The 24,989-nt window shown below is 44.5% G+C and carries 24 protein-coding genes; 18 read left to right on the plus strand and 6 right to left on the minus strand.

Going from position 1 to position 24,989, the window contains the following annotated elements; all coding sequences use genetic code 11:
* The first annotated feature begins 65 nt into the window (after positions 1–65).
* The 4 genes from GC102_RS36125 to GC102_RS36140 all read left to right on the plus strand — a co-directional run bounded on the left by GC102_RS36125 (position 66) and on the right by GC102_RS36140 (position 5,137).
* Complete coding sequence (locus tag GC102_RS36125) at positions 66–2,252, plus strand: RelA/SpoT family protein (RefSeq protein WP_171693772.1); 2,187 nt, start codon at positions 66–68, stop codon at positions 2,250–2,252.
* Between the two features lie 35 nt (positions 2,253–2,287).
* A complete protein-coding gene (dtd, locus tag GC102_RS36130; protein ID WP_171693773.1) occupies positions 2,288–2,728 on the plus strand; it encodes a D-aminoacyl-tRNA deacylase in 441 nt (146 codons plus the stop codon).
* 74 nt (positions 2,729–2,802) lie between these two features.
* Positions 2,803–2,976 carry a hypothetical protein gene (locus GC102_RS36135; RefSeq protein WP_154669611.1) on the plus strand — a complete coding sequence of 58 codons (174 nt, stop codon included), beginning with the start codon at positions 2,803–2,805 and terminating at the stop codon, positions 2,974–2,976.
* Between the two features lie 205 nt (positions 2,977–3,181).
* Entirely contained in the window at positions 3,182–5,137 is a 1,956-nt protein-coding gene (locus GC102_RS36140; RefSeq protein ID WP_171693774.1) for an FAD-dependent oxidoreductase, read from the plus strand.
* Between the two features lie 106 nt (positions 5,138–5,243).
* Here GC102_RS36140 and GC102_RS36145 read toward each other — a convergent pair whose 3' ends face one another.
* A complete protein-coding gene (locus tag GC102_RS36145; protein WP_171644717.1) occupies positions 5,244–5,537 on the minus strand; it encodes a hypothetical protein in 294 nt (97 codons plus the stop codon).
* Positions 5,538–5,829: 292 nt separating this feature from the next.
* Positions 5,830–6,222, minus strand: a complete 393-nt coding sequence (locus GC102_RS36150; RefSeq protein WP_171693775.1) for a DoxX family protein — start codon at positions 6,220–6,222, stop codon at positions 5,830–5,832.
* A 122-nt stretch (positions 6,223–6,344) separates the two neighbouring features.
* On the opposite strand from GC102_RS36150, the gene GC102_RS36155 reads away from it, so the two are divergent.
* From GC102_RS36155 to GC102_RS36185, 7 genes are all read left to right on the plus strand, one after another.
* On the plus strand, positions 6,345–6,650 hold the full coding sequence (locus GC102_RS36155; RefSeq protein WP_056836252.1) for a winged helix-turn-helix transcriptional regulator: 306 nt from the start codon (positions 6,345–6,347) through the stop codon (positions 6,648–6,650).
* Positions 6,651–7,097: 447 nt separating this feature from the next.
* On the plus strand, positions 7,098–8,363 hold the full coding sequence (gene hisS, locus GC102_RS36160; RefSeq protein WP_171693776.1) for a histidine--tRNA ligase: 1,266 nt from the start codon (positions 7,098–7,100) through the stop codon (positions 8,361–8,363).
* 61 nt (positions 8,364–8,424) lie between these two features.
* Positions 8,425–10,206, plus strand: a complete 1,782-nt coding sequence (gene aspS / locus GC102_RS36165; protein ID WP_171693777.1) for an aspartate--tRNA ligase — start codon at positions 8,425–8,427, stop codon at positions 10,204–10,206.
* 25 nt (positions 10,207–10,231) lie between these two features.
* Entirely contained in the window at positions 10,232–10,987 is a 756-nt protein-coding gene (locus GC102_RS36170) for a tRNA threonylcarbamoyladenosine dehydratase (protein ID WP_029196910.1), read from the plus strand.
* 214 nt (positions 10,988–11,201) lie between these two features.
* The gene (locus GC102_RS36175) at positions 11,202–11,756 is read left to right on the plus strand and encodes a PadR family transcriptional regulator (RefSeq protein WP_171693778.1); all 555 of its coding nucleotides are present in this window, start codon (positions 11,202–11,204) and stop codon (positions 11,754–11,756) included.
* Positions 11,749–13,284 carry an MFS transporter gene (locus GC102_RS36180; protein ID WP_312883482.1) on the plus strand — a complete coding sequence of 512 codons (1,536 nt, stop codon included), beginning with the start codon at positions 11,749–11,751 and terminating at the stop codon, positions 13,282–13,284. Before GC102_RS36175 ends, GC102_RS36180 begins: the two co-directional genes overlap by 8 nt.
* A 189-nt stretch (positions 13,285–13,473) precedes the next feature.
* Positions 13,474–14,793: a replication-associated recombination protein A gene (locus GC102_RS36185; protein ID WP_171693780.1), complete on the plus strand. Its 1,320-nt coding sequence runs from the start codon at positions 13,474–13,476 to the stop codon at positions 14,791–14,793.
* On the opposite strand, the gene GC102_RS36190 is transcribed toward GC102_RS36185, so the two are convergent.
* The 3 genes from GC102_RS36190 to mnmA form a co-directional block, all read right to left on the minus strand.
* Positions 14,788–15,201 (minus strand): DUF3889 domain-containing protein, encoded by a 414-nt coding sequence (locus tag GC102_RS36190; protein WP_171693781.1) that lies wholly within the window; start codon positions 15,199–15,201, stop codon positions 14,788–14,790. The two genes, GC102_RS36185 and GC102_RS36190, sit on opposite strands and share 6 nt — an antisense overlap.
* A 156-nt stretch (positions 15,202–15,357) precedes the next feature.
* Positions 15,358–16,059 (minus strand): AlkZ-related protein, encoded by a 702-nt coding sequence (locus GC102_RS36195; protein ID WP_171693782.1) that lies wholly within the window; start codon positions 16,057–16,059, stop codon positions 15,358–15,360.
* A gap of 30 nt (positions 16,060–16,089) precedes the next feature.
* Complete coding sequence (mnmA, locus tag GC102_RS36200) at positions 16,090–17,178, minus strand: tRNA 2-thiouridine(34) synthase MnmA (protein WP_171693783.1); 1,089 nt, start codon at positions 17,176–17,178, stop codon at positions 16,090–16,092.
* Between the two features lie 311 nt (positions 17,179–17,489).
* Here mnmA and cymR point away from each other — a divergent pair, with 311 nt between their 5' ends.
* The 5 genes from cymR (at position 17,490) to GC102_RS36220 (ending at position 21,056) form a co-directional block, all read left to right on the plus strand.
* The gene (cymR, locus tag GC102_RS36205) at positions 17,490–17,909 is read left to right on the plus strand and encodes a cysteine metabolism transcriptional regulator CymR (RefSeq protein WP_171644699.1); all 420 of its coding nucleotides are present in this window, start codon (positions 17,490–17,492) and stop codon (positions 17,907–17,909) included.
* A 9-nt stretch (positions 17,910–17,918) separates the two neighbouring features.
* Complete coding sequence (locus tag GC102_RS36210; RefSeq protein ID WP_171693784.1) at positions 17,919–19,067, plus strand: cysteine desulfurase family protein; 1,149 nt, start codon at positions 17,919–17,921, stop codon at positions 19,065–19,067.
* 28 nt (positions 19,068–19,095) lie between these two features.
* The gene (locus tag GC102_RS36215) at positions 19,096–19,617 is read left to right on the plus strand and encodes a PRC-barrel domain-containing protein (protein WP_171693785.1); all 522 of its coding nucleotides are present in this window, start codon (positions 19,096–19,098) and stop codon (positions 19,615–19,617) included.
* Between the two features lie 7 nt (positions 19,618–19,624).
* Positions 19,625–19,828 (plus strand): YrzR-like zinc ribbon domain, encoded by a 204-nt coding sequence (locus GC102_RS39860; RefSeq protein ID WP_029196901.1) that lies wholly within the window; start codon positions 19,625–19,627, stop codon positions 19,826–19,828.
* A gap of 157 nt (positions 19,829–19,985) precedes the next feature.
* The gene (locus GC102_RS36220; protein WP_171693786.1) at positions 19,986–21,056 is read left to right on the plus strand and encodes an AI-2E family transporter; all 1,071 of its coding nucleotides are present in this window, start codon (positions 19,986–19,988) and stop codon (positions 21,054–21,056) included.
* Between the two features lie 205 nt (positions 21,057–21,261).
* Here GC102_RS36220 and GC102_RS36225 read toward each other — a convergent pair whose 3' ends face one another.
* Positions 21,262–21,498: a hypothetical protein gene (locus GC102_RS36225; protein WP_246321307.1), complete on the minus strand. Its 237-nt coding sequence runs from the start codon at positions 21,496–21,498 to the stop codon at positions 21,262–21,264.
* A gap of 476 nt (positions 21,499–21,974) precedes the next feature.
* On the opposite strand from GC102_RS36225, the gene alaS reads away from it, so the two are divergent.
* Together alaS and GC102_RS36235 are read left to right on the plus strand one after the other, a co-directional pair.
* Positions 21,975–24,602 carry an alanine--tRNA ligase gene (alaS, locus tag GC102_RS36230; protein WP_281367743.1) on the plus strand — a complete coding sequence of 876 codons (2,628 nt, stop codon included), beginning with the start codon at positions 21,975–21,977 and terminating at the stop codon, positions 24,600–24,602.
* 111 nt (positions 24,603–24,713) lie between these two features.
* Positions 24,714–24,974, plus strand: coding sequence for an IreB family regulatory phosphoprotein (locus tag GC102_RS36235; protein WP_028555746.1), 261 nt, complete (start codon positions 24,714–24,716; stop codon positions 24,972–24,974).
* Positions 24,975–24,989: the final 15 nt, after the last annotated feature.

Below are 24,989 nucleotides of genomic sequence, written 5' to 3' on the forward strand. Positions count from 1 at the left end.
GTTGACGTGGAGCCTGCCTTGCAGGCATAATGAATAAAAATCGATTAAAGGGAATGGGTAGATGCATGGGTATAGAGCAGCTGCTGGAGAAGGCCGCCACCTATCTGAAAGAGAATGATTTGCAGAGGATTCGGGAGGCCTATGAATTCGCGGATGAAGCCCATCATGGCCAAGTACGCAAATCGGGTGAGCCCTATATTCTGCATCCACTCGCTGTTGCAGATATATTGGTGAACATGCAGATGGATGTTACATCCATCATTGCTGCGCTTCTGCATGATGTCGTTGAAGATACAACAGTTTCACTGGAAACTGTTCTAGATAAATTCGGGAAAACTTGCGCGATGCTAGTGGATGGCTTGACGAAGTTGGAACGGATCAAGTTCAAGTCCAAAGAGGAGCAGCAGAACGAGAACTACCGCAAAATGTTCGTTGCCATGGCGCAGGATATTCGCGTTATCCTTATTAAATTGGCGGACCGTTTGCACAATATGCGCACATTGAAGTACCAATCCGAAGAAAGCCAGCGCCGTATTGCGGAGGAAACGCTGGAGATCTTCTGTCCGATTGCGCATCGACTCGGTATTTCCACGATTAAGTGGGAAATGGAGGATATTGCTCTTCGTTATTTGAATCCGCAGCAGTATTACCGGATCGTTAACCTCATGCAGAAGAAGCGTACTGAGCGTGAGCAATATATTGAGGACGTTATTCACAGCATTAAAGAAAAGCTGGATGAAATGGGCATTCAGGGAGATATTTCCGGAAGACCTAAGCATCTTTACAGTATTTATAAAAAAATGAGCTCCCGCGGCAAGCAATTCAATGAGATTTACGATCTCATGGCGCTTCGTGTTATTGTCGATGGCATCAAGGACTGCTACGCTTCTTTAGGTATTATTCACACCTTATGGAAACCAATGCCAGGACGCTTCAAGGATTATATTGCGATGCCGAAGCCGAACATGTATCAGTCTTTGCACACAACGGTGATTGGTCCTAAGGGAGAGCCGCTAGAAGTGCAGATTCGCACATGGGAGATGCATAGGACGTCAGAGTTCGGTATCGCTGCGCATTGGGCCTACAAAGAAGGCGGTTCTGTTGTACCTTCGGGCACTTTCGAGGACAAAATGAGCTGGTTCCGTGAAATTCTGGAGCTGCAGCACGAGACCAATGACGCCTCCGAGTTTATGGAATCCATGAAGATGGATTTCTTCTCAGACCTTGTTTTCGTCTTTACGCCAAAAGGGGAAGTTATCGAGCTTCCTGCTGGTTCTGTACCTTTGGATTTTGCCTATCGGATTCACACTGAAGTCGGCAATCGCACAATTGGCGCTAAAGTAAATTCACGGATCGTTCCCTTGGACCACAAGTTGAAAACAGGGGATATTATTGAAATTCTAACTTCTAAGCACTCTTACGGACCAAGTCAGGATTGGATTAAAATCGCACAATCCTCTCATGCTCGAAGTAAGATCAAGCAGTGGTTTAAGAAAGAGAAGCGCGAAGAGAATGTCGAAAAAGGGAAAGATATGATTGAGCGTGAGCTCAAACGATTAGCGATCGATCCACCGACTTTGATGAGTGACGATAAAATGCTTGAAGCCGCGAAGAAGTTTAATTTTAGCGATATTGAAGATATGCTGTCAGCCGTAGGTTTTGGCGGTATTACAGCTGCACAAATATGCACGAAGTTAACAGAGAAGCTGCGTAAGGAAGCTGAAGAAGCGCAGGTGCTGAAGCTTACTAGTGAGGTCAAGGAGGTCAAGGCGCAGGCATCATCCGAGCGTAAAAGCCGTCCAACCAACGGTGTCCGGGTCAAAGGCGTCGACAATCTGCTTGTCCGTTTCGCTCGCTGCTGTAATCCTGTACCTGGCGATTTGATTATTGGGTACATCACAAGAGGACGCGGAGTGTCCGTGCATCGTTCTGATTGTACGAACATTCCTTCGAGTATGGGGGAAGAGGAACGGGTCATTGAGGTCGATTGGGCCGAAGCGGTAGAATCCAATTTCAATGTAGAGATTGAAATCACAGGTCATGATCGCCGTGGATTTTTAAACGAAGTACTCCAAGCTGTTTCTGAAAGCAAAACAATGATTTCCGCTGTATCGGGGCGATCAGATAAGAATAAGATGGCTACGATTCATATGACCATTTTAATCAAAAATATAGACCATCTGCAGTCCGTTGTTGAGAAAATTAAACGTGTCAAAGATGTTTATTCCGTTCAGCGTATTATGCAAAGCTAACCGATGTTGTAAAGTTAAGGAGATTAGGACAGGTAATGAGAGTAGTTGTTCAACGTTGTAAACGTGCCGAAGTAACTGTGAAAGATGTAACCATTGGTCGTATTGAACAGGGGTTAATGCTCCTAGTCGGGATTACCCATGACGACACCGAGCAGGATGCGAAGTATTTGGCGGATAAAGTGGCTGGGCTGCGTATTTTTGAAGATGAAACCGGCAAAATGAATCTTTCCGTCTTGGAGACGGGAGGACAAATCTTATCCGTTTCGCAGTTTACCTTGTATGGCGATTGTCGTAAAGGGAAACGACCCAATTTCATGTCAGCGGCAAAACCAGAGCTTGCAGAACCGCTATATGATAAGTTTAATGAGCTGCTAAGGTCTCTAGACATACACGTGGAAACAGGTGCTTTTGGTGAAATGATGGATGTATCTTTGACGAATTGGGGACCTGTTACGTTGGTTATCGACAGCAAATAGGTTGCTCCGAAGGATAATAAACTAGCTGACTGGTTATACTTAATGTGTATATACTAGCGGTTAGGAGCACCCAGATGCGTCAATCGATCAAACACAGAGCCATGACAGCACCGGAGCAGCAACTGCTCCATACCACACTTGCTGAGCGGATGAGTCAAGCACCTGCGCTCGCTGATGTAGAAATTAGTGCAGAATTCACATCCGAACAAGAAAAGATGAAAAGCATTCCCAAAAAATCCTATCGGTAACCATAAAGCCACGCGTGCTGTTCATTCAGCCATGCGCGGCTTTATTTGTTAATGCCGCAATATTTCTCTACACGTTCGAAATGTGGTAAACTAACATGTGATGTTTTTTGGCTAGAAATTAATCAACTGCTCCAAAGAAGCTTATTAAATATCTATCTGGTAAGCCGTATGAAAAGCAGGAGACAAGGTGGGTGCTTTCGTCCTAATGGCAAATTCGAATCGTAACAATTCCACATCCAAAGGATGGCTTTGGTTGATGGGGACATTGATTGTACTTGCGGTGCTGGCAGCTGCAGCATCTCTCTACTATCAGTATAAACACCTTTCACATGGAGAACATAGCTTAAAAAAGCAAGCTATTCAAGAAGTGAAATCAGTAAAGAAAGCCAAAGAGGCATACGACGTCATTGTAGTGGGTACGGACCCTGAGGGGGTTGCTGCTGCCGTTTCGGCTGCTCGTAATGGATTAAGTACACTGCTCGTAGACGGGCGGAATCGGACTATGTTGGGTGGTTTGATGACGCATGGTGGACTTAATACGATTGATATGAACTACGCGCCCAAAACGAATCCGCTCAGCAAACATGAGGTGTTTAACAAGGGCTTTTTCTCAGAGTGGTACAGCAAAATCGAAGGTGATTCCTTCGATGTTAACACAGCTGCTAATGCTTTCTATGACATGGTTCGTGCGGAGAAAAATATAGATATTTTATTGCAAATGCAAAAAATAGATCCTATTCTTGAATCATCAGGATCTGGAAATGTGAAGTTACAAGGCGCAGCACTTACTTTGTCAGATGGAACCAAACAAACGGTGAAAGCAGCCTCTGTCATCGATGCCACACAAGATGCTGATTTTGCAGCTGCGGCGGGTGTTCCTTTTACATTTGGTCGAGAAGATTTGGGTGATCCTCAGTCTAGAATGGCAGTTACACTTGTTTTTCGTCTTAAAAACATAACTCCAGAAGTATGGAGTCTGATGGCAAAGCGTCTAAACGGAGACGATGACGTGAATTCTGGCGTTAATGAAGTTAGTGTTTGGGGCTATAAAGAAATGAGTAATTATCCACCTCTTAATAAAGAACGTGCTAAAATGCGTGGCTTGAACATGGGAAGAGAGAACGATAATACTGTACTTGTGAACTCATTGCAAATATTTGGCGTAGATACATTTAATCCGAAATCTGTTCAAGATGCTTTTGATATAGCCAATCAAGAATTACCGAATGTGGTTACCTATATGCAGAAAACGTTCCCTGAATTTGCAGGTGTGGAGCTAGCGGGGACTGCTTCTGAGTTGTATGTGCGTGAAACACGGCATATACAGGGAGAATACCGAATGAACATAGTTGACGTATGTACGAATGGGGACCAATGGGACCGTATTGGCTTCGGTTCTTATCCTGTAGATATCCAACGTGTAACACCAACTGATTCCGGTAACGTGGTATGTTCTCCGACACAGTACGCTATTCCTTTCCGCAGTATCGTCCCACAGAAAGTGGATGGACTACTTGTTGTCGGTAGAGCAGCTAGTTACGATACGCTTCCGCATGGAAGTGCTCGAGTGATGCCTACTGGGATGGCTGAAGGCGAAGCGGCAGGGGCTGCTGCTATGTTCGCTAAGCAAGAAAAAATGACATTTCGTCAATTAGCTGGCTCCAAAGAAGTTATTGCTAAATTGCAGGATCATTTGATTAAACAAGGCATGGAGCTTCAGCCTATTGCGCTCAAGCCTCAACCTTTTATGGAGCATAAAGCCTATGAAGGTTTGAAATCCGCTCTGATGCTGGGCTTAGCTTCAGGTGCTTATGACAATAACTTTCACTTGGATGACGCGGCCAATCCAAAGCGGATGGTTAATCTCGTCAGTGGCGCGAAGAAGATGAAACCTGATGCCTGGGGCGGGGATGTCAGTCAGGCTATTGCGAATCTGCAAAACGCAGATAAAATACCGCTGACACTTGAACAAGCCAGTTATACAATCACACAAGCGTTAGGGTTGAAAGCTACATCTACTGAAGCGCAATCCAAGCTAATGGAGAATAAGCTGCTCACTGATATGACCGTAAAACTTATTGCCGACAAGCAAAAGTTAACGAATGCGGACACGTATTTGCTTATTAAAGATTTGAAAGTTGGCGTTACTGGTAAGCCATAGAAGAACGAATAAGAGCCTTAATGCCGCTTTATAGATGTGGCACTAGGGCTCTTAACTTTTCGAAGCTAAGGAAGTTTTTGTGACTGCGCTTACATGCTTACTTTGTTCAGTCTGCGTCCGCAGCATCCTCTTCTGCTTGCACCGAATCTTCCGAATCTTCTTCGGCTGATTCTTCACTTTCCGCTTCGGCGTCCTCCTCGGACACATCCTCAGCTTCTACTTCTTCCTCATCAGATGCTTCTTCTTCCGCTTCCTCAGCTTCGTCCGATTCTTCAATGGCCTCTTCTTCGGCTGTTTCTTCAGCTACTTCTTCTTCAACTTCGGCTTCGGTTTCGGAATCTTCAGAGAAGAGCACCACTAGATCTTGCCGTTCCTCTTGAAACTCGTTTTGTATTGTCATTGTTACAGCCTCCTGATGATAAATTCAAGGCCATCTGCCTTGTTGTACATGTATATGTGAAAATGGTCTGAATATACGGTGAAAATAAATGAAAATGATTGAAAATACGGAGAAAATGCTGTAATGAAATTGTAATTTAATTTTCATATCTCTTTAATCAAGAGGGGATATAATAATAGTCGACCCCCTTTAAAATATATATTTATTTGAGGCCTGCAGCCCTTGTGCTGCAGGCTATTTTCTTTACACAAAAAAACCGTCTCAGCTTGAGCTGGACGGTTTAACATCATTTTTACATCAAAGCATCTAAGGAATATTCACCGGCTCCGATAAGTGCAACACCAACGGCGATAGCAATCAGCGTTAAATTGTATTCATAACCATTGGAAGTTACCCAGTAACCGTTTTTGGCATGAACTTTAATAATAGCACCAAGCATAATCAGAACGATAAGAGCAGCACCTAATGGTGTCCAAAGACCTGCGGCGAAGAGCAACCCACCTGCAATTTCCGCTAAACCTGCAAGAACAGCCATGAGCACACCTGGCTTGATTCCTATTGAATCGAAGAAACCTCCGGTACCTTTGGGACCATAGCCACCAAACCATCCAAATATTTTTTGTGAACCGTGCGCCGCGAATGATAAACCGATCACTAAACGAATAATAAGTAGACCTAACGCCATCACTAACAACTCCTCTTTTAATATATTTTGTTTAATTACTTACTTTATGTTAGTATATTATTACGAAGCACTTACTTTTGTCAAGCGACTATGCTAAAATTGTTTATAAGGAGATGATTTATATGGAAGACTATCAACTGTGTCCCAAATTCGAGAATGCTTTTGAACTTCTAGGAAAGCGTTGGACAGGACTTATTGTTCATGTCTTACTTTCTGGACCGAAGCGCTTTAAAGATATATCAGTTCTCATCCCGAGTATGAGTGATCGCATGCTTTCGGAGAGATTCAAGGAGCTCGAGGCTGCAGAGATCATCATCCGTCATGTATACCCAGAAACGCCGGTTCGGATTGAGTATGAATTAACCGCCAAAGGAAAAGGGCTTAAACCCGTTATGGACGAGTTGCAAAAATGGGCGGACTTACATTAACTAATATAGTGGAGGTATAGGAGGATTAGTACCTCTATCTCTTGACTTTGTATCTGCCAATGTTTACAATAAACAATAATGTAATTCGATACTTTTGTGATCCGTTGAAGGGACAAAGTAAGTCGCCCCCACATAAGCAGAGAAGGAAGTCTAGGCTGCAAGCTTCCTAATGATGAGCGAACGAAAAGACCTCCCCGAGGACCGGCTGGGAAAAGCATATTGGCTGATGTCAACTTGTCTAGTAGCAGCTGTGCGTATAGCGGGCGTTAACCGTAAAGAGCAGAATTCTGTTTCGTTGCCTCTGGCAAACGATAGCAGCATTTCTGAATGTGGGTGGTACCACGGGTGAATTTGTTAATCAAATCTCTCGTCCCTGACGTTAGTCGGGGGTGGGAGATTTTTTTGTTGTTATTTGACAGGAACGACAGAGAAGAGGAGGCCCAGCACATGAGCATACAAAAGCCAAAAGGAACACAGGATCTTCTTCCCGGTGAGGTGGAGAAGTGGCAGTACCTAGAGAGCAAAGCAAGAGACTTGTGCCAAAGATTTAATTACAAAGAGATCCGTACGCCGATATTTGAGGAAACCGATCTGTTCATTAGAGGCGTCGGTGAAACGACAGATATCGTAGGTAAAGAAATGTACACCTTTCTCGATAAAGGGGACCGCAGCATGACGCTTCGTCCCGAGGGAACAGCCGGTGTTGTTAGGGCTTATGTAGAGAATAAGCTTTACGGGATTCCGGATTTAACGAAGCTTTATTATGTTGGACCCATGTTCCGCTATGAGCAGCCACAAGCTGGGAGATATCGCCAGTTCCATCAGTTCGGCATTGAAGCTTTCGGGTCCGTTGATCCAAGCATTGACGCTGAAGTGGTTGCGCTTGGTTATACGTTCTATAAAGAAATTGGTCTTAAGGAAGTAACCGTTGAAATTAATTCCGTTGGCACACCAGCGGTTAGAACGGTTTACCGTGAGAAACTGCAGGAGTTCTTTGCACCTGTCAAGCATTTGCTTTGCAAAGATTGTCAGTCCCGATTTGATCGTAATCCGATGCGTATTCTTGATTGCAAGGTGGATCAAAAGTATGGCGAAGGCGCTCCAGAAATTTTAGATTTTTTGGATGAAGAGTGTACGTCGCATTTCGCGCTAGTCCAAGAGCATTTAACAGCGATGGAAATCCCGTATCGGATTAATCCCCGCCTCGTTCGCGGTCTTGATTACTACACGCATACAGCTTTTGAGTACAAAGCAGCCGGAATCGGCGCGATTGATACGATTGGCGGAGGCGGACGCTACAATGGTCTAGTTGAGCAGATTGGCGGCCGCGGCACCGATCAGCCGGGAGTTGGTTTGGGGCTTGGCCTTGAGCGTATTCTGCTCGTACTGCAGGCACAAGGAGTCGAAATTCCGAAGCCAGAGCCGCTCGATGTATATTTGATCGGTTTAGGAGACGCGGCGGAGAAGGAAGTAACGAAGCTGCTGCACCAGCTTAGAGTGCAAGGACTGAAAGCGGAGAAGGATTACCAAGGCCGTAAAATGAAAGCACAAATGAAATCAGCTGACCGCTTTCAAGCCACCTATGTGGCGATTCTTGGAGATGACGAATTGGTGCGTGGCGAAATTACGTTGAAGAAGATGGATACAGGCAGTCAATTGACTGTGAGTTTAGCCGATCTTTCTTCGAACGCTGCAAAGACACTTTTCGAATAGATAAACAAAAGGAGACTTTGAGTTCGGCTCAAAGATCCCTATATTAGGAGGAAAAATAATCATGATGCTCAAAACACATCATTGTGGGCAGCTTACTAAAGCTCAGGTAGGACAGACAGTTACACTAAACGGATGGGTGCAAAGAAGACGTGACTTAGGTGGCGTTCTATTCATCGATCTACGCGACCGCAGCGGGCTTGTACAGACTGTATTTAACCCAGACTTCTCAGGGGATGCACTTGCCATTGCTGACCGCGCTCGTAATGAATACGTGCTTGCTGTTAAAGGGAAAGTTGTAGAACGTGATGCCGAAACGGTTAACAAAAATATTACAACGGGTGAAATTGAGATTCAGGTAACTGAAATCGAAATTATGAATGCTGCCAAAACACCTCCGTTCTTCATCGAAGACGGCGTAGATGTGGATGAAGCCGTTCGTTTGAAATATCGTTATCTGGATCTGCGTCGTCCGGAAATGCAAAAAACATTAATGCTTCGCTCCAAAGCGTCCAAAGTATTCCGTAATTTCTTAGATGATCAAGGATTTGTTGAAGTTGAAACACCGATTTTGACGAAAAGCACACCGGAAGGCGCTCGCGATTATTTGGTGCCAAGCCGCGTGCATCCGGGCGAATTTTTCGCGCTTCCGCAGTCCCCGCAAATCTTTAAACAATTGTTGATGGTTAGTGGTTTGGAGCGTTACTACCAAATCGCACGCTGTTTCCGCGATGAGGATCTTCGTGCAGACCGTCAACCTGAATTTACACAAGTCGACATTGAGACTTCCTTCATTTCTCAGGATCAACTGCTTGAGATCTTGGAAGAACTCGTAGTCAAATTAATGCAAGAAACAGCTCAAGTTGAAATCCCGCGTCCATTCCAACGTATTACGTATGCGGATGCCATGGCGAAATATGGTTCGGATAAACCGGATCTGCGTTTTGGTCTAGAACTCGAAGATGTTTCTGATATCGTTGAAACTTCAGGTGTTCAAGTGTTTGCAAACGTCGTTAAAGGCGGCGGTCAAGTAAAAGCTTTGAACGCAAAAGGTTGCGGCACTTGGAGTCGTAAAGAAATCGATGACCTTCTGCCATTCGCAGCACGTTACGGTGCCAAAGGCTTAGCTTGGATTCAAGTGAAAGACGGCGAATTCAAAGGGCCTATCGTTAAATTCTTCAATGAAGCTGAAATCGCTGCGTTAACAGAGCGTTTGGGCGCTGAAGAAGGAGATTTGCTTCTATTCTCCGCTGATAAGAAAAAAGTTGTTGCTGATGTACTTGGTAACCTACGTCTCAAAATCGGTCGTCAACTTGGCCTTATCGATGACTCGAAGTTCAAATATGCTTGGGTTGTGGACTTCCCACTTCTTGGGTATGACGAAGAAGCTAAACGTTATGTTGCTGAGCATCATCCGTTCACGCGTCCAAATGAAGAAGATATTCATTTCTTTGATACAGATCCAGGTCAAATTCGTGCGCAAGCTTACGATCTTGTCTTGAACGGATACGAAGTGGGTGGCGGTTCGATGCGTATTTACCAACGTGAAGTACAGGAGAAAATGTTTGGCGCACTGGGCTTCTCCAAAGAAGAAGCTGTTGAGAAATTCGGCTTCCTACTTGAAGCTTTTGAATATGGAACACCTCCGCACGGTGGATTTGCTTTTGGTTTCGACCGTTTGGTGATGCTGATCACAGGCCGCACGAACCTCAGAGAAACGATTGCATTCCCGAAAACGGCAAGCGCAACAGACTTGTTGACCGATGCACCGGGGACAGTAGACGACAAACAGCTTGAACAGCTGTCGATTCGCTTAGCGCTTAAGCAGCCTGCTGCTAAAGCCTAAGAACATAGAAGAGGAAGTGTTTTCTATGCTTCACCAATTTTCACGAACTGAACTAGCGATTGGCCCTGAGGGGCTTGAAATCATGAAGAATAGCACGGTTGCCGTACTAGGTATCGGCGGTGTTGGTTCAATCGCTGCTGAAGCTCTAGCGCGTACAGGGGTTGGACGTCTTATTTTGATTGACAAAGATGTTGTCGACATCACGAATATTAACCGTCAGATTCATGCTCTTACGACAACAGTAGGTCAGCCAAAGGCCGACCTGATGCGCGATCGCATCAAATTGATTAATCCGGAATGCGATGTTATCGCGCTCCGGATGTTTTACACAGAGGAAACGTACGAGGAAGTATTCGCATATCCAATTGATTACGTGTTGGACGCAAGTGATACTATCTCCTATAAAATCCATCTGATCAAGCAGTGTCTGGAACGGAAGATCCCAATCGTTTCCAGCATGGGCGCAGCCAACAAAATGGATCCGTCACAGTTCAAAGTAGCGGATATCTCCAAAACGAGCATGGATCCTATTGCACGTGTGGTGCGTCAAAAGCTGCGCAAGGAAGGGATCAAAAAAGGCGTGAAGGTCGTATTCTCGACCGAAGAGCCGATGAAACCACGCGAAGATGTAACGCAGCAAATCGTTCCCGCGAACGCACCTGAAATTCGCAAGGCGAAACAACCGCCAGCGAGTAATGCCTTCGTCCCGCCTGTGGCTGGACTGATCATGGTAAGTGTGGCTGTGAAAGAACTATTAGAGATTGGTTTGAAGAAGAAATAGAAGAACGGATGCCCTTTGGAAAGAGGGCTTCCGTTTTTTATTTTCCTAAAATGATATGGAGCATCCTATTTATGCACCGCAGTGGAATCGGCGAAATAGGAAAATTTGTATATCGATATGACATATATCAATTAATTATATGTTGACTCGATATATATAATCTGATAAATTGTTAATTAAGAAGCACATCAAGAAAATAAGGAGGACTTACAGCATGACTAGTCAGGATGTTATTTTAGGTATTTTAATGAAACGCAGTCTATCGGGATACGACATCAAGCATATGTTTGAGACGGTTTTTTCCTATTTTTACAATGCAAGTTTTGGCACGATTTATCCTACGCTTAGCAAGATGGAGAAGGAAGGTCTCATTACCAAGGAAAGTGTCATCCAAGAGGGAAGACCGAATAAGAATGTCTACTCTATAACGGAGGAAGGCCAAAAGTATTTCAAAGCCTATATGTACAGTCCCTTGCAAGCCAATGAATTCAAGTCTGATGCGATGACTCGCTTGTTTTTTGGCGAATTTATTGAGGTCGAGGTCATTATTGAATATTTGGAATATGGCGTATCGAGTACGAAAGATGATCTTGAGCGCTTGCGGAACATGTATGAGAACGGCAAGTCAAAGTCATTAATGTCTCAGACACAGGAACTTTGTATTCAGATTGGAATCGAAAATATGGAAAGTACATTGCGAATTTTAATGGCCGGAATAGAACGGTTGAGTAATTTAAATGTGGAAAAGGGGAAAAAAGAAAGTGGGTAATAAAAAAACAGGTTTTATAATACTGGCAATGGCTCTAGGGCTATTAATGTCTGCGCTAGATAACACAATTACGGCGGCCGCTATAAGTCATATCATAGGCGACATTAATGGTTTCGATAAGATCAGTTGGGTATTCACAGCGTATATGCTTGCATCGACGAGCACGATGCTTGTTTTCGGAAAGCTATCGGATATGTTTGGCAGAAAACTCTTTTATTTGATTGGAATTTCCATATTTTTGATCGGTTCGGCACTCTGTGGTACGGCCCAGGATATGACGCAGCTGATCGTATACAGAGCGATTCAGGGGATAGGTTCAGGAGCTATTTTTCCCATTAGTTTCACCATTATTTACACGCTTTTTTCAGATCCCAAAGAGGGGGCTAAGCTATCAGGGGTATTCGCTGGGATATTCGGCCTTTCGTCCGTAGCAGGGCCTCAAATCGGTACATTACTCGCCGAATCTTGGGGCTGGCGCTGGTGTTTCTATGTTAATTTACCGTTGGGTTTACTCTCATTCTTTGTTTTGCTTTTTGCTCTTAAGGAAACTCGTTCGACTCGCCGTCCGAAAATTGATTATTTAGGGACATTGTTACTCATTATCTCTACCGTTTCACTCATGCTCGCATTAGAGTTCGGTGGTAAAGATTATTCATGGGCGTCTTGGCAAATTGTTAGTCTGTTAGCTGTTGCCGTTGTTGTAGGCTTTCTGTTCATTATGGTTGAACGTAGGGCCCAAGAACCTATGCTGCCTCTACCCTTATTCAAAAACCGAATGGTTCTCGGTATGATGTTAGCTTGCCTTTGCCAAGGAGCGATTATGTTCTCGGCAATTGCTTACTTGCCTATTTTCTCAACTGCCGTGCTAGGTCGGGTGAATTCAAATGTGCTTTTGACCCCGATGATGTTTTCTTTAATGGTGGGAGCTGTTTTGTTTGGTTTCCTTCAACGATTCTTTAGCTTCCGTGCGGTTATCGCGTCCAGTATGATTACGGGTATTGTCATAAGCTATTTGTTAAGTGTAGTCAGTCATGACGCAAGTAATCTGTATATGATTACCCTGATGGTTATACTTGGCGTAGGGGCAATTGGTCCGTTAATGAGTGTTGCTCAGAATGCAGTCGCTCTCAGTGTAGATCAAAAGTATATCGGGGTCAGCTCCTCTATCATTGGCTTTTGGCGTAATATTGGAGGGGTTCTAGGAGCTTCGATTATGGCGACTGTCGTCAACACGAGATACAACAGTCTTATTCAAGTAGGCGCAGCTGAGCACAACATGCCTCTTAATCAACTGTCGTCTTTAGCCAATCCAGAACATTTGATCCGAGCGGGAGCTGTATTGCCTAAGGAAACGATGAATTTCCTCCGAGATTCATTGGGAACAGCGATTAACCATGGTTTTATCATAAGCATCGTGTTTGGTATTGTCGGACTAGCGGCTACATTCATAGCAGGGCCACTTCGTTTCACGGTACCAGTCCAACGTCCGGAACCGCAGAATGACAAGGCAACTCCTCAGTCTGTATAAATGGTATCAAGAAAGATCCTTCTGATTTCGTATCAGAGGGATCTTTTTCTATTACTCGACCGTTATGGCTTCGACGAATTCCGCATCCAGCATAAGGAGTTTACTGACAAAACATGACATGATTTCGTATGCGAGTTATAATAGAGTTTATATCTTTCAATGCAAAGTAAAGTAAAGGATAAACCACTTATGGATTTGTTTACATATGCTTCTTCACAAGAACCAACAGGAAAGCTGTTAGCTGATCGTATGAGGCCAACATCGCTCGATGAGTATATTGGTCAGGAGCAAATCGTCGGAAAAGGGAAGCTGCTAAGACGAGCGATTGAGGCCGATCAAGTGACCTCAATCTTGCTTTATGGACCTCCGGGCACAGGCAAAACAACATTGGCCAATATCATAGCGAACCGAACACAGGGTGAGTTCATGAAGCTGAACGCCGTAGATGCTTCGGTCAAAGATGTGCGAGAGATAATCGAGCTAGCGAAGACCAATAAAGCGATGTACGGTCGTAAGACGACCTTATTCCTTGACGAGGTGCATCGCTTTAATACCTCGCGGCAGGATGCGCTGCTTCCTGCCGTAGAGCAGGGCATCCTCATCTTCATCGGTGCGACGACAGAGAACCCGTTTCACCATGTGAACGGGGCTCTGCTGTCGCGCTCGACGCTGTTTCAGCTCGAGCCTCTCACGGCGGAGCATGCGCTCATCGCCATGCGAAGAGCCATCGCCGACCCCGTGAAGGGGCTCGGCTTCATGCGCCTCCACGTAGACGAGGAGGCGCTGGAGCATATAGCGCGGATGGCCAATGGTGACATCCGACGTTCACTTAACGCGCTGGAGCTTGCAGCGCTGACGACTTCACCTGAACCGGATGGAACGGTTCAGATTACGCTCGAGGTGGCGGAAGAGTCGATCCGCCGCCCTATCGTGAAAGCGGACGAGTCGACGCAATACGACGTCTTGTCCGCTTTTCACAAGAGCGTGCGCGGCTCCAGCGACGCCGCACTGTTCTGGTTCCTATATGCCGTCGAGAAGCTCGGCATGGATCCCATGACGTTCCTGCGGCGTCTTATCGTCGCCTGCAGTGAAGATATCGGCCTTGCCAATCCGCAGGCGATGGTGCAGTCCGTGACGGCCATGGACGCCTATCATAAGATTGGTTGGCCGGAATCAAAGTACATCATTTCCCAGGCAATTTTATTCGCCGTGGAGAGTCCAAAGTCAAATTCGATACCGATGGCCATTTCTCGCGCGGAACAGTTGATGGATCAAGTGAAATCTGCAAATGTACCGCTTCATCTGCGTGATACGCACTACAAAGGTGCTGATCAGCTCGGACATAAAGGCTATATGTATCCGCATAATTATCCGGGACACTATGTGAAGCAGCAGTACTTACCGGACGAAATTCGAAATGAGATCATTTTTGCTGCTAGCGAACAGGGAACAGAAGAAAAGATGAAGCTCAATCAGCATAAAAGAAGAGGGACACCTACAGGTTTATAAAATCAGTAGGTCCCCTCTTTTTTCTTTTTCCATATCGATTGTGAAAACCTTCTCTGTGATAGGATCGTACCGAATCGAAACAATCAGCGGAAATTCGACACCATGATGTCTTACCCAGAAGCGAAACTGCTGCTGCGCAACACCCGGCGCGATAGTTGAACGTCCTAAATATTTATAATCTAATAAAGTGTATAATCTACCAGCCTCCTGAAAAGCAAGACGGCTCCATTTGGCATATTCAGGATCTTGCTCAGGTTTATATTTTACGAAAATTTCTCCTGTACTTATCTTTGTACTTATCTCCGTACTTGTCTCTGTACTTGCTTCTGCACTTGCCTCTACTCTTGCTTGCAAACTTCCAGACCAACTAACCCAAATAATGAGAAATACGGCTAAGATTCTACCCATTCACTCACACCTTTCGCGATTATCCTGTGCTTAGAATTAAGCCTGCATACTTGAAAGGCAAACGGTAAATTTCTACAAGAAGCAGGATTAATTGTGCTGGCAACAGTGTTGGAAATAGAAATAGGAGCCCTCAAGGGCTCCTATTAATGTTCATTCCTATAATTTAAAAACTTTGCCTAAATAAACACTCGCGGCAGCACTAAACCGTTCTTGAAGCAGCTCTCTGAGTTGACTTTTCGCTTCCGGTGTTGGGAGTGTATTCGCCTTAATCCCATGAAGCTCCATCCAATGCTTGGCGGTCATGTAGCAGGTGCTGTTCCAGCCGTTCTTGGTGCCATTGGCATTCAGGCGTTCGCTTATACCAGCTATGACGATATCTGTTTTGCTTTGTAGTTCTATCAGAGCACGGTCGAATTCATTTTTCGACTCCTTGGCTTTCATCCCGATTTTGGATCGAAGCTCCCTAACATCGATGCCTTCGTTCTCTTCAACAGCTTGAAAAAGCTCGACTGCCGATTTGGGAAGCTCGCCATCTGCATAACGTTCTTCTACAGAATAAGGCTCGTCTAACAAATTCTTAATCAATGGAAAGAGCTCAGCAGAAATCAACAGTGGCTTCTTTGCAAAAAAGCGGCCATAAGCGGCAATGCCGTCGCCAGGCAGACGATCTCGCCATAACCAAGGATCAGTCTCTAACCCAGTATGCCATTGTTCGTGCACAGTTATAGATTCAAGTGAAGGATGATCCGGTATGAACGAAGAGAGGGGGAGAATACCGACCTCTTTCAAGATCTTCGTAACATCCTCATAAGCAGCAGCCTTCCATCCAACATCATTCACTTTGACCAAATCGATCATCCTTCCTGTTCCTATATCTGCTAATCAAACTTACTTATGAACCTTATCAATAACTCCGCCACCTAAACACATGTCTCCATCATAGAATACGACGGATTGTCCGGGCGTTACGGCCTTTTGTGGTTTATCGAAGACAACTTCACATGTACCATCTTCCATAAACGTAAGAACTACGCCTTGGTCGGGCTGACGGTAGCGAAATTTGGCTGTGCAAGCATATGCACCCACTGGTTTGTTCGATGAAATCCAGTTCACATCAGTAGCTGTTAAGCCCTTAGAATATAGTCCTGGATACTGCTCGCCTTGAACAACAAGCAGTTGGTTGCTTTCCAAATCTTTATCTACAACGAACCACGGCTCGCCAGAGCCTGAACCGCCAATGCCAAGTCCTTGTCTTTGACCCAGGGTATAGTACATCAAGCCGTCGTGACGTCCTTTAACTTCACCGTTGCGAATATCGACCATATTGCCGGGCTTTGCAGGCAAGTATTGGCTGAGGAACTGTTTAAAGTCGCGCTCGCCGATAAAGCAAATTCCAGTGCTGTCTTTCTTCTTAGCTGTCGCTAGACCTGCTGCTTCAGCAATTTCACGAACCTTAGGTTTCGGTAGGTGGCCAATCGGGAACATGGCTTTGGACAGCTGCTGCTGATTCAGCACGTTAAGGAAGTACGTTTGATCTTTGTTGGCATCATTACCACGCAAAAGCACATATTCACCATCTTGCTCTTTCACTTGTGCATAGTGACCTGTTGCAATGTAATCCCCACCTAAATCAATGACCTTCTGAAGCAATTCCCCGAATTTAATTTCTCGGTTACACATCACATCCGGATTCGGCGTGCGGCCCTTGGTATACTCGTCCAGGAAATAGGCGAAAACTTTGTCGTAATATTGCTTCTCGAAATTAACTGTATAAAAAGGGATGTCGAGCTGATCGCACACTCTTCTAACATCCTCTGCATCTTCTTCAGCGGTACAATGGCCAAACTCATCGGTATCGTCCCAATTTTTCATGAAAATGCCAATAACCTCGTAGCCCTGTTCCTTAAGCAACAGCGCAGCAACCGAAGAATCGACACCTCCGGACATTCCCAAAATGACACGTGTTTTTTTACTCATAGCTGTGAACCTCTTTTCTATCTTGTGGGACTTTTTTTAAAACTCTTACTATTATACCTCTCTATTGTTCAAAATTAAAATATTTCATGAGAATGTCATTGTTTTTCCCCCACAGAACAAGGAATTTATGATACCATATATACGATATACGGATGTTTAGGAATGTTTTTGCGAAAAATGGAAACGCTGTGTACCAAGATAGGGAAGACCATAGTGTCTGAACGTGGATAAAATAGATGGTAGGCAAACAGAAGTTTTAGCAATATCGATCAGACTCCTTGATGGCATATAATGTTGAATGAGGTGTAACTTTGAAAATTTCTACAAAAGGCCGCTATGGTTTAACGATCATGATGGAGCTGGCCAATCGATTTGGTGAAGGACCGACTTCACTCAAAAGTATTGCCGAAAAGCATCAGCTTTCCGAGCATTATCTGGAACAACTTGTAGCTCCACTTCGCAATGCAGGATTGGTCAAAAGTATTCGTGGTGCTTACGGTGGATATATTCTCTCCAAATCCGCTGATACAGTAACAGCAGGCGAGGTTATTCGTGTATTAGAAGGACCGATTAGTCCTGTCGACTTTACGGAGGAAGATGATCCGGCTAAGCGTGATCTGTGGATTCGTATTCGTGATAGTATTGCGGATGTGCTAGATTCTACTACACTTGCGAACTTGATTTCTTTTGAAGACCAAGGCAAGAACGATAACTACATGTTTTACATTTAAGGGTGTCCTATGAATCCCATTTATCTTGATCATGCAGCAACTACACCCGTGCATCCTGAAGTATTAGAAGCGATGCTTCCATTCTATACAGCCTTTTTTGGTAATCCTTCGAGTACACATAGCTTCGGCAGAGCTACTAGAACAGCACTCAACCGGTTTCGGGACGCTATGGCGAAATCGTTAGGCTGTTTACCTGCTGAGCTTATTTATACAAGCGGAGGGACCGAAAGCAATAACATGGCGATCTTTGGGATCATGAATGCAAACAAGGATGGCAAGAAGCATATCATTACGACAGAGATCGAACATCATGCTGTTTTGCATCCCTGTGAGCGATTGGAGAGCCTCGGATACGAGGTGACCTACCTTCCAGTAGGTCCGACCGGTCTTATTCAAATAGAAGATGTGGAAGCGGCTATACGTCCTGATACAGCTCTCATCTCCATGATGTATGTGAATAATGAAGTGGGTACGATTCAACCGATCGAGCAAGTAGGTCATTTAGCGCGGAGTCGGCAAATTCCTTTTCATGTAGATGCGGTGCAAGCTCTAGGTAAATTGCCGCTGAATGTTAGTGAACTTCCTGTTGATTTAATGAGTTTCTCAGCTCATAAGATATACGGACCCAAAGGTGCAGGCGCTTTATTTGTATCGAAGAACACAAGGTTGACACCTCACGTCTTTGGCGGTGCTCAGGAGAGAAAGCGCCGCGCAGGTACAGAGAATGTAGCAGCTATTGCAGGCTTTGCCAAAGCTTTGGAAGTTACTCTCCCAATGATGGACAGTATGCAATCCAAAGTTGCAGAGTTTCGCAGGCTTATGATAAGCATACTTGAGCAGCAATTAGGCTTTGATAGCTTCACGATTAATGGCCACAAGGAACAGTGTATCCCGCATATTCTGAACATCAGCTTCCCAGGTATCCAGACAGAAACACTTCTTATGAATCTTGATTTAGAAGAAGTGGCTGCTGCAAGCGGTTCTGCATGTACGTCAGGTTCACTTGAAGTATCGCACGTATTACAAGCCATGAAGCTCCCAGAAAATGTTACAGCCTCCGCGGTTCGATTTAGCTTTGGAATGGGGAATTCTAAAGAACAAATCGAAACAGCTGCCCAGAAAATTGCAACCATTGTCAAGCGGTTGCGTACTATATAGTACCGGGTGGTTCTAGGAGGAATACAACTTGCGCAAAGCGCATGATTTGATCGGGCTTCCCGTTCTAACGGTAGATTCCGGTAAACAAATAGGTCAAGTTAAAGATTTGTTGATAGGCCCTGATTGGAACATACGAGGTATCATTCTCGAAGTGAAGATTTGGTTCTCCTCCTTACGTTACATACCGTGGGAGGGAATCGTCGCTGCCGGAGAAGATGCCATTACCATACCGAACGAAAGTGTCATTCGCGAGTTTGAGCATGTGGAAGAGTGTCATGCTTTTCTTGAAGGAAGCCGCAAAATCAAAGGTCTTCCCATCATTACGGTGGGAGGGCACAAATTAGGCGTGGTAGAAGATGTTTATTTAAACCAGAATTGGGGTAAACAAATAGTAGGTTATGAATTGTCCGAAGGGTTTATTTCTGATTTAAAGGAAGGGCGAAGATGGCTTCCCATGCCGGCGGCGGCAACCAAAGGGGAAGATGCCATCATAGTGCCTGTACATTGCGCTCAGGAAGTAGAAGAACTCTTCGTATCCAAAGAAGAATAGGGTGAGCATTATGCGTTGTCCAAACTGTAATTCCAAAGATATTGGAAAGATCGGTTCCCATCAATTCTACTGCTGGGGTTGCTTTATTGAACTCAGTGTTAACGGAGACAAAATGTCCGTGTATCAAGTAGAGGAAGACGGTACGTTGAGTTCTCTGGATGATTTATTTTTTGAGGAAGAAATTCCTCAAGTCCACGAACATGCAAATTAATCATTAATACACATTACGAAACGTTATTTTTTGAGCGCAGCGGCGCTTAAGAAGTAGCGTTTTTCTTGTTTAGCTCATGATTTAACGGGTTAATTTGGACGGGTTGTACATATACTGTATGAGCGTATGTTTAAAAGGATTAACAGAGGTGAAGAGAATGGAACGTTTTTGGAAAAATAAATGGTTTGTCGGGTTGGTCTACCTCCTACTTGTTCTAGCCAGCTTGTATATGCTGCTGCAAATAAAGCCAATAATGTTTAGCGTATTTACCTTTATCAAAGCTATCTTGACGCCATTTTTTATAGCAGTGATTATTTCGTACATTTTAAACCCGGTCGTGAATATTCTTAACCAGCGGAAAGTGCCAAGAACTATTGCTGTACTGCTTATTTATAGTGTCTTTCTCTCATCTCTGACCGTTATTATCATGAATATGACACCGATGTTTGTATCCCAAATTGCGGAACTGAATGAGCATATGCCGCAAATGGCTATGCGTGCGCAATCGATTGTAGACGGCTTTAATCAAAATAAACTGCTTCCCGACAGTGTGCGCAATGGATTTAATCATTCACTTACGAAGCTGGAAAATAGCATTTCCATGGCCATCTCGAACTACATGAATCAGATTGGAAATACCATCAATATGCTGTTCATCGCTTTTATCGTACCGTTCGTTGCCTTCTATATCTTAAAGGATTTTCAAATTATTGAGAAAACAGCCTTGGCTATTGTGCCGAAAGAGCATCGTAAGAAAACAATCAAGCTGCTCATTGATATTGACACAGCTCTTGGTAATTATATCCGGGGTCAATTATTAGTTTGCTTGATTATAGGAGTTCTGGCCTATTTGGGGTATTGGCTTATTGGTATGCAATATGCCTTGCTGCTCGCTAGCGTTGTGGCGGTGTTTAATATTATCCCTTACTTAGGGCCTTTTTTTGGAGCAGCGCCGGCAATCATTATGGCATCAACGGTCTCTTTGAAAATGTTGTTATTCGTCGCACTCGTTAATTTAGCCGTACAAATTCTCGAAGGCAACGTGATCTCCCCACAGGTGGTAGGAAGAACGCTTCATATGCATCCGTTGTTTATCATTTTCGCCTTACTTGTAGGTGGGGAAGTCGCGGGTATAGTGGGGTTAATATTGGCTGTACCTTTCTTTGCCGTCATGAAGGTTATCATTCAACATGTTTTCCTTCACTATGTTCATAAGCCCACGACATGAGATTTCATTAGGAGTGGACGCACAGAACCCCTCTGAGCCATGACTTGCGGGATCATGGTTCAGAGGGGTTCTGCACGAGGGTTGAGGATATGAAAGGTGTGGCCATGCGTAAACCATCAAATGGGCTACGGAATAAGTATACGAATTCTAGTTATATGTCTTTTGTTCGATAATGAAAATCATTATCATTAAACTTAGTATACGTTCATTGAGAATGATTGTCAACTGTGATTTTTAAATTTTTATCTTTGTCGTCTCCTTGGTCGTCCTTTTCTTCTTTTTGCTCTTTTTGTTCTTGAAATTCTACCCGAGTTTGACCTGTAATATAGTCAAAAGGATGAGAGTCTTGGCCATAATGTAGATGATTAATACAAAGATAGGTGTGATTACACCAAGTAGGGTGAGGGTTGAGAAATCCAATTGAAACACCTCCGAGGATCATATAAATGACTCAAGCTTACAGTACATACGATTCCCTTAAAGGTTTGGTTTCATTAACATTTGTTACATTGAATGGAAGTAGAGCCCAAAGCTTTACTTGAATATTGACAGGGTACTAGCATATAGTTATAATTTGCCTTATCTATATCTGAATTGAAAGCGTTGATGAAACTTTAGTAAGCCATAGTCCATCGTCAGAGAGAAGGTTCCGCTAGAGCAGTGTTACTGCGAGTAGCGGCTGTGAGAACCTTTCGGTGCTAGGATGGCCCAAAGCTCGTTTCGGAGTGTGGATGAACTCCACCGGTTGGACCCGTTACAGATCCGCACAAGGAGATTGCGTTTGTTTCCTCTTGCTTTAAGCAAAGGTGAGCCGAACACAATAACCAGGGTGGTACCGCGATTATTCGTCCCTGTATGTTACAGGGGCGTTTTTTGTTTGTTTTTCGAACAATTGATAAATATGGAGGCTTGAATAAGATGAAAGCAAGTGAAATACGTTCCAAGTGGTTACAGTTCTTTGCAAGTAAAGGGCATAAGATAGAGCCAAGTTCATCGCTCGTCCCCCATAACGACCCCTCACTCTTGTGGATTAATGCGGGGATTGCTCCTTTAAAGCCGTATTTGGATGGACGCGAAATTCCAGAAAATCCGCGGATTACGAATGCCCAGAAATGTATTCGTACGAATGATATTGAAAATGTAGGTAAAACACGCCGACATCATACGTTCTTTGAGATGCTTGGGAATTTCTCCATCGGAGACTACTTTAAAAAAGAAGTCATTCCTTGGGCTTGGGAGTTTTTGACTGATCCACAATGGATCGGCTTTGATCCGAATCGCATTTCTGTCACTGTGCATGAAGATGATGAGGAAGCTTTTGAAATTTGGAACAAACAAATTGGTATACCCGAAGAGCGTATTTATAAGCTCAAAGAAGATAATTTCTGGGATATTGGCGAGGGTCCTTGTGGTCCTTGTACAGAGATTTTCTATGATCGCGGTGATAAATACGGTGATCTGTCTGATCCAGAATGCTGGCCAGGTGGGGAAAATGAGCGTTTCTTAGAAGTTTGGAACCTCGTGTTTACGCAATTCAACCATAATAAGGACGGCAGCTATACACCGCTCCCTAACAAAAATATTGATACCGGTGCAGGATTAGAACGTTTTGCTTCGATTCTGCAAGATGTGGACTCAAACTTTGACACGGATTTGTTTAAGCCGATTATTGATAAAACCTGTGAGCTTACAGGTGTGAAATATCATGTGAACGAAGAGCATGATGTTGCACTCAAAGTCATCGCTGACCATATCCGCACCGTTGCTTTCTCCGTTGGTGATGGCGTGCTGCCTTCTAATGAAGGACGCGGTTATGTTATCCGCCGTTTGCTGCGCCGCGCTGTACGATACGGCAAAGTGCTTGGACTGGATAAGCCATTCCTTCATAAACTCGTACCAACCGTTGGAGAAATAATGGGCGTTTACTACACGGAAGTTGTAGATAAACGAGAATTTATCGAGAAGGTCATTCGAACCGAAGAGGAGCGTTTCCATGAAACGTTAAGCGATGGTTTGGTCATTCTGGCCGAGATGGTAGAAAAGACACGTCAAGCGGGTACGAATCAGATCAGCGGACCGGATGCTTTCAAGCTGTATGATACGTATGGCTTCCCATTCGATTTAACCGAAGATTTTGCTTCTGAGAAGGGCTTAACGGTTGACCGTGCAGGTTTTGATACATCCATGAAGGAACAGCGTGACCGTGCTAGAGCGGCTAGTCATAAAGAAGGCGGAATGAAGGTACAAGGCGGACCACTGTCTGATTTGACGATTAAAAGCGAATTTGTTGGTTATAATGAATTGGTAGTTACTGCTAGTATCGTGGCGATCGTTCATGAGAATGAACTCGTTGACATTGTCGGAGTTGGTGAGACCTGTCAGGTCGTATTGGATCGGACTCCTTTCTACGCTGAAAGCGGCGGTCAGGTCAGTGATTATGGTATAATTAGAAGTAACCAAGTGTCATTGAAGGTTGAAGATGTTATCAAAGCGCCACATGGCCAACACGTTCATAAAGTTCTTGTTGTGTCGGGTGTTCTGCGTAAAGGTGATTCGGTAGAAGCAATTGTTGCTGCCGCTGAACGTGGGGACATCATTAAGAACCATACAGCTACACATTTGCTGCACAAAGCGCTTAAGGAAGTGCTTGGAACGCATGTTAACCAAGCGGGGTCTTTGGTTGAACCTGACCGGTTACGGTTTGACTTCTCGCATTTCGGAAGCATTAGCAGCGAAGAGCTGCAGGATGTAGAGCAGCGTGTGAATCGTCAGATTTGGAACAATACGAATGTAGATATTTCACTCAAAGCAATCGCTGACGCGAAAGCAATGGGAGCTATGGCTTTGTTCGGCGAGAAGTACGGTGATATTGTTCGCGTTGTGCAAGTTGGCGATTACAGCTTAGAGCTGTGCGGCGGTTGCCACGTTCAGAATACGGGTCAAATCGGCTTATTCAAAATCGTCAGCGAGTCAGGTATCGGTTCAGGTGTTCGTCGGATCGAAGCGGTGTCTGGCCGCAGTGCGTATGAATACCTTGATCAGCAATTGCAATTACTGAAAGAATCCGCGGGCTTGCTCAAATCAAATGTTCAAGATGTACCTAAACGTGTGGAAGCTACGCTTCAGCAAGTGAAGGAATTGACGCGTGAAAACGAGTCGCTGCGCAGCAAACTTGGGCGAATCGAAGCGGGTTCACTTACAGACCAAGTGAAGCAAATAGCAGGGGTTTCGGTGCTGGCTGCACAAGTCAATGCGGCGGATATGGATTCACTTCGTAATATTGTGGATGAGATGAAGACGAAGCTAGGTTCCGCTGTTATCGTACTAGGCGCAGTTGCAGATGATAAAGTCAATTTGGTAGCTGCTGTCACGCCAGATCTTGTGGCTAAAGGCTTCCACGCTGGCAAAATCATTAAAAAAGTGGCTCAGGCTGTTGGCGGTAGCGGAGGCGGTCGCCCGGATATGGCACAAGCAGGCGGTAAGGATGCATCCAAATTGCAAGCTGCATTGTCCGGAGTTGAAGGACTTCTTTCCCAATTTGCATAATTATTTTTCTGTGGGACAGGAATTTTTAAACCCATAGAGAATATATCCAGTATACATGGTTTAATTTTCAAATATTTTTCAAGGTATCAAAAGGAAAGCGAGGTGCTCCTGATGAGTTCCATGGACAAAACGATGAAGTTTAACGTAAAGGCAGAAGAAATAGAGACATCGCCCAAAGACGTGTTATTAGCGGTGTACGATGCTCTTCAGGAAAAAGGGTATAATCCGATCAACCAGATTGTCGGGTACTTGCTTTCCGGAGATCCTGCTTATATTCCACGGCATAACAATGCTCGGAGCCTCATTCGTAAACGGGAACGGGACGAACTCATTGAAGAATTAGTTCGTGCTTATCTGGGTCAACACAAATAGAAGGAAAAGAGAACC

This window comes from Paenibacillus germinis, from assembly GCF_013141785.1.
GTDB classification, from domain to species: Bacteria; Bacillota; Bacilli; order Paenibacillales; family NBRC-103111; genus Paenibacillus_E; species Paenibacillus_E phytorum.

Excerpts from the sequence above, each read along its gene's own strand:
- aspS (WP_171693777.1), top strand. The coding sequence starts at position 8,425 with ATGATGCTCAAAACACATCATTGTGGGCAGCTTACTAAAGCTCAGGTA.
- GC102_RS36170 (WP_029196910.1), top strand. The coding sequence starts at position 10,232 with ATGCTTCACCAATTTTCACGAACTGAACTAGCGATTGGCCCTGAGGGG.
- GC102_RS36125 (WP_171693772.1), top strand. The coding sequence starts at position 66 with ATGGGTATAGAGCAGCTGCTGGAGAAGGCCGCCACCTATCTGAAAGAG.
- GC102_RS36150 (WP_171693775.1), bottom strand. The coding sequence starts at position 6,222 with ATGGCGTTAGGTCTACTTATTATTCGTTTAGTGATCGGTTTATCATTC.
- GC102_RS36220 (WP_171693786.1), top strand. The coding sequence starts at position 19,986 with ATGGAACGTTTTTGGAAAAATAAATGGTTTGTCGGGTTGGTCTACCTC.
- GC102_RS36190 (WP_171693781.1), bottom strand. The coding sequence starts at position 15,201 with ATGGGTAGAATCTTAGCCGTATTTCTCATTATTTGGGTTAGTTGGTCT.
- GC102_RS36225 (WP_246321307.1), bottom strand. The coding sequence starts at position 21,498 with ATGATCCTCGGAGGTGTTTCAATTGGATTTCTCAACCCTCACCCTACT.
- alaS (WP_281367743.1), top strand. The coding sequence starts at position 21,975 with ATGAAAGCAAGTGAAATACGTTCCAAGTGGTTACAGTTCTTTGCAAGT.
- GC102_RS36145 (WP_171644717.1), bottom strand. The coding sequence starts at position 5,537 with ATGACAATACAAAACGAGTTTCAAGAGGAACGGCAAGATCTAGTGGTG.
- GC102_RS36155 (WP_056836252.1), top strand. The coding sequence starts at position 6,345 with ATGGAAGACTATCAACTGTGTCCCAAATTCGAGAATGCTTTTGAACTT.
- mnmA (WP_171693783.1), bottom strand. The coding sequence starts at position 17,178 with ATGAGTAAAAAAACACGTGTCATTTTGGGAATGTCCGGAGGTGTCGAT.
- dtd (WP_171693773.1), top strand. The coding sequence starts at position 2,288 with ATGAGAGTAGTTGTTCAACGTTGTAAACGTGCCGAAGTAACTGTGAAA.
- GC102_RS36135 (WP_154669611.1), top strand. The coding sequence starts at position 2,803 with ATGCGTCAATCGATCAAACACAGAGCCATGACAGCACCGGAGCAGCAA.
- GC102_RS36210 (WP_171693784.1), top strand. The coding sequence starts at position 17,919 with ATGAATCCCATTTATCTTGATCATGCAGCAACTACACCCGTGCATCCT.
- GC102_RS36235 (WP_028555746.1), top strand. The coding sequence starts at position 24,714 with ATGAGTTCCATGGACAAAACGATGAAGTTTAACGTAAAGGCAGAAGAA.
- GC102_RS36195 (WP_171693782.1), bottom strand. The coding sequence starts at position 16,059 with ATGATCGATTTGGTCAAAGTGAATGATGTTGGATGGAAGGCTGCTGCT.
- GC102_RS36140 (WP_171693774.1), top strand. The coding sequence starts at position 3,182 with ATGGCAAATTCGAATCGTAACAATTCCACATCCAAAGGATGGCTTTGG.
- GC102_RS36175 (WP_171693778.1), top strand. The coding sequence starts at position 11,202 with ATGACTAGTCAGGATGTTATTTTAGGTATTTTAATGAAACGCAGTCTA.
- GC102_RS36185 (WP_171693780.1), top strand. The coding sequence starts at position 13,474 with ATGGATTTGTTTACATATGCTTCTTCACAAGAACCAACAGGAAAGCTG.
- hisS (WP_171693776.1), top strand. The coding sequence starts at position 7,098 with ATGAGCATACAAAAGCCAAAAGGAACACAGGATCTTCTTCCCGGTGAG.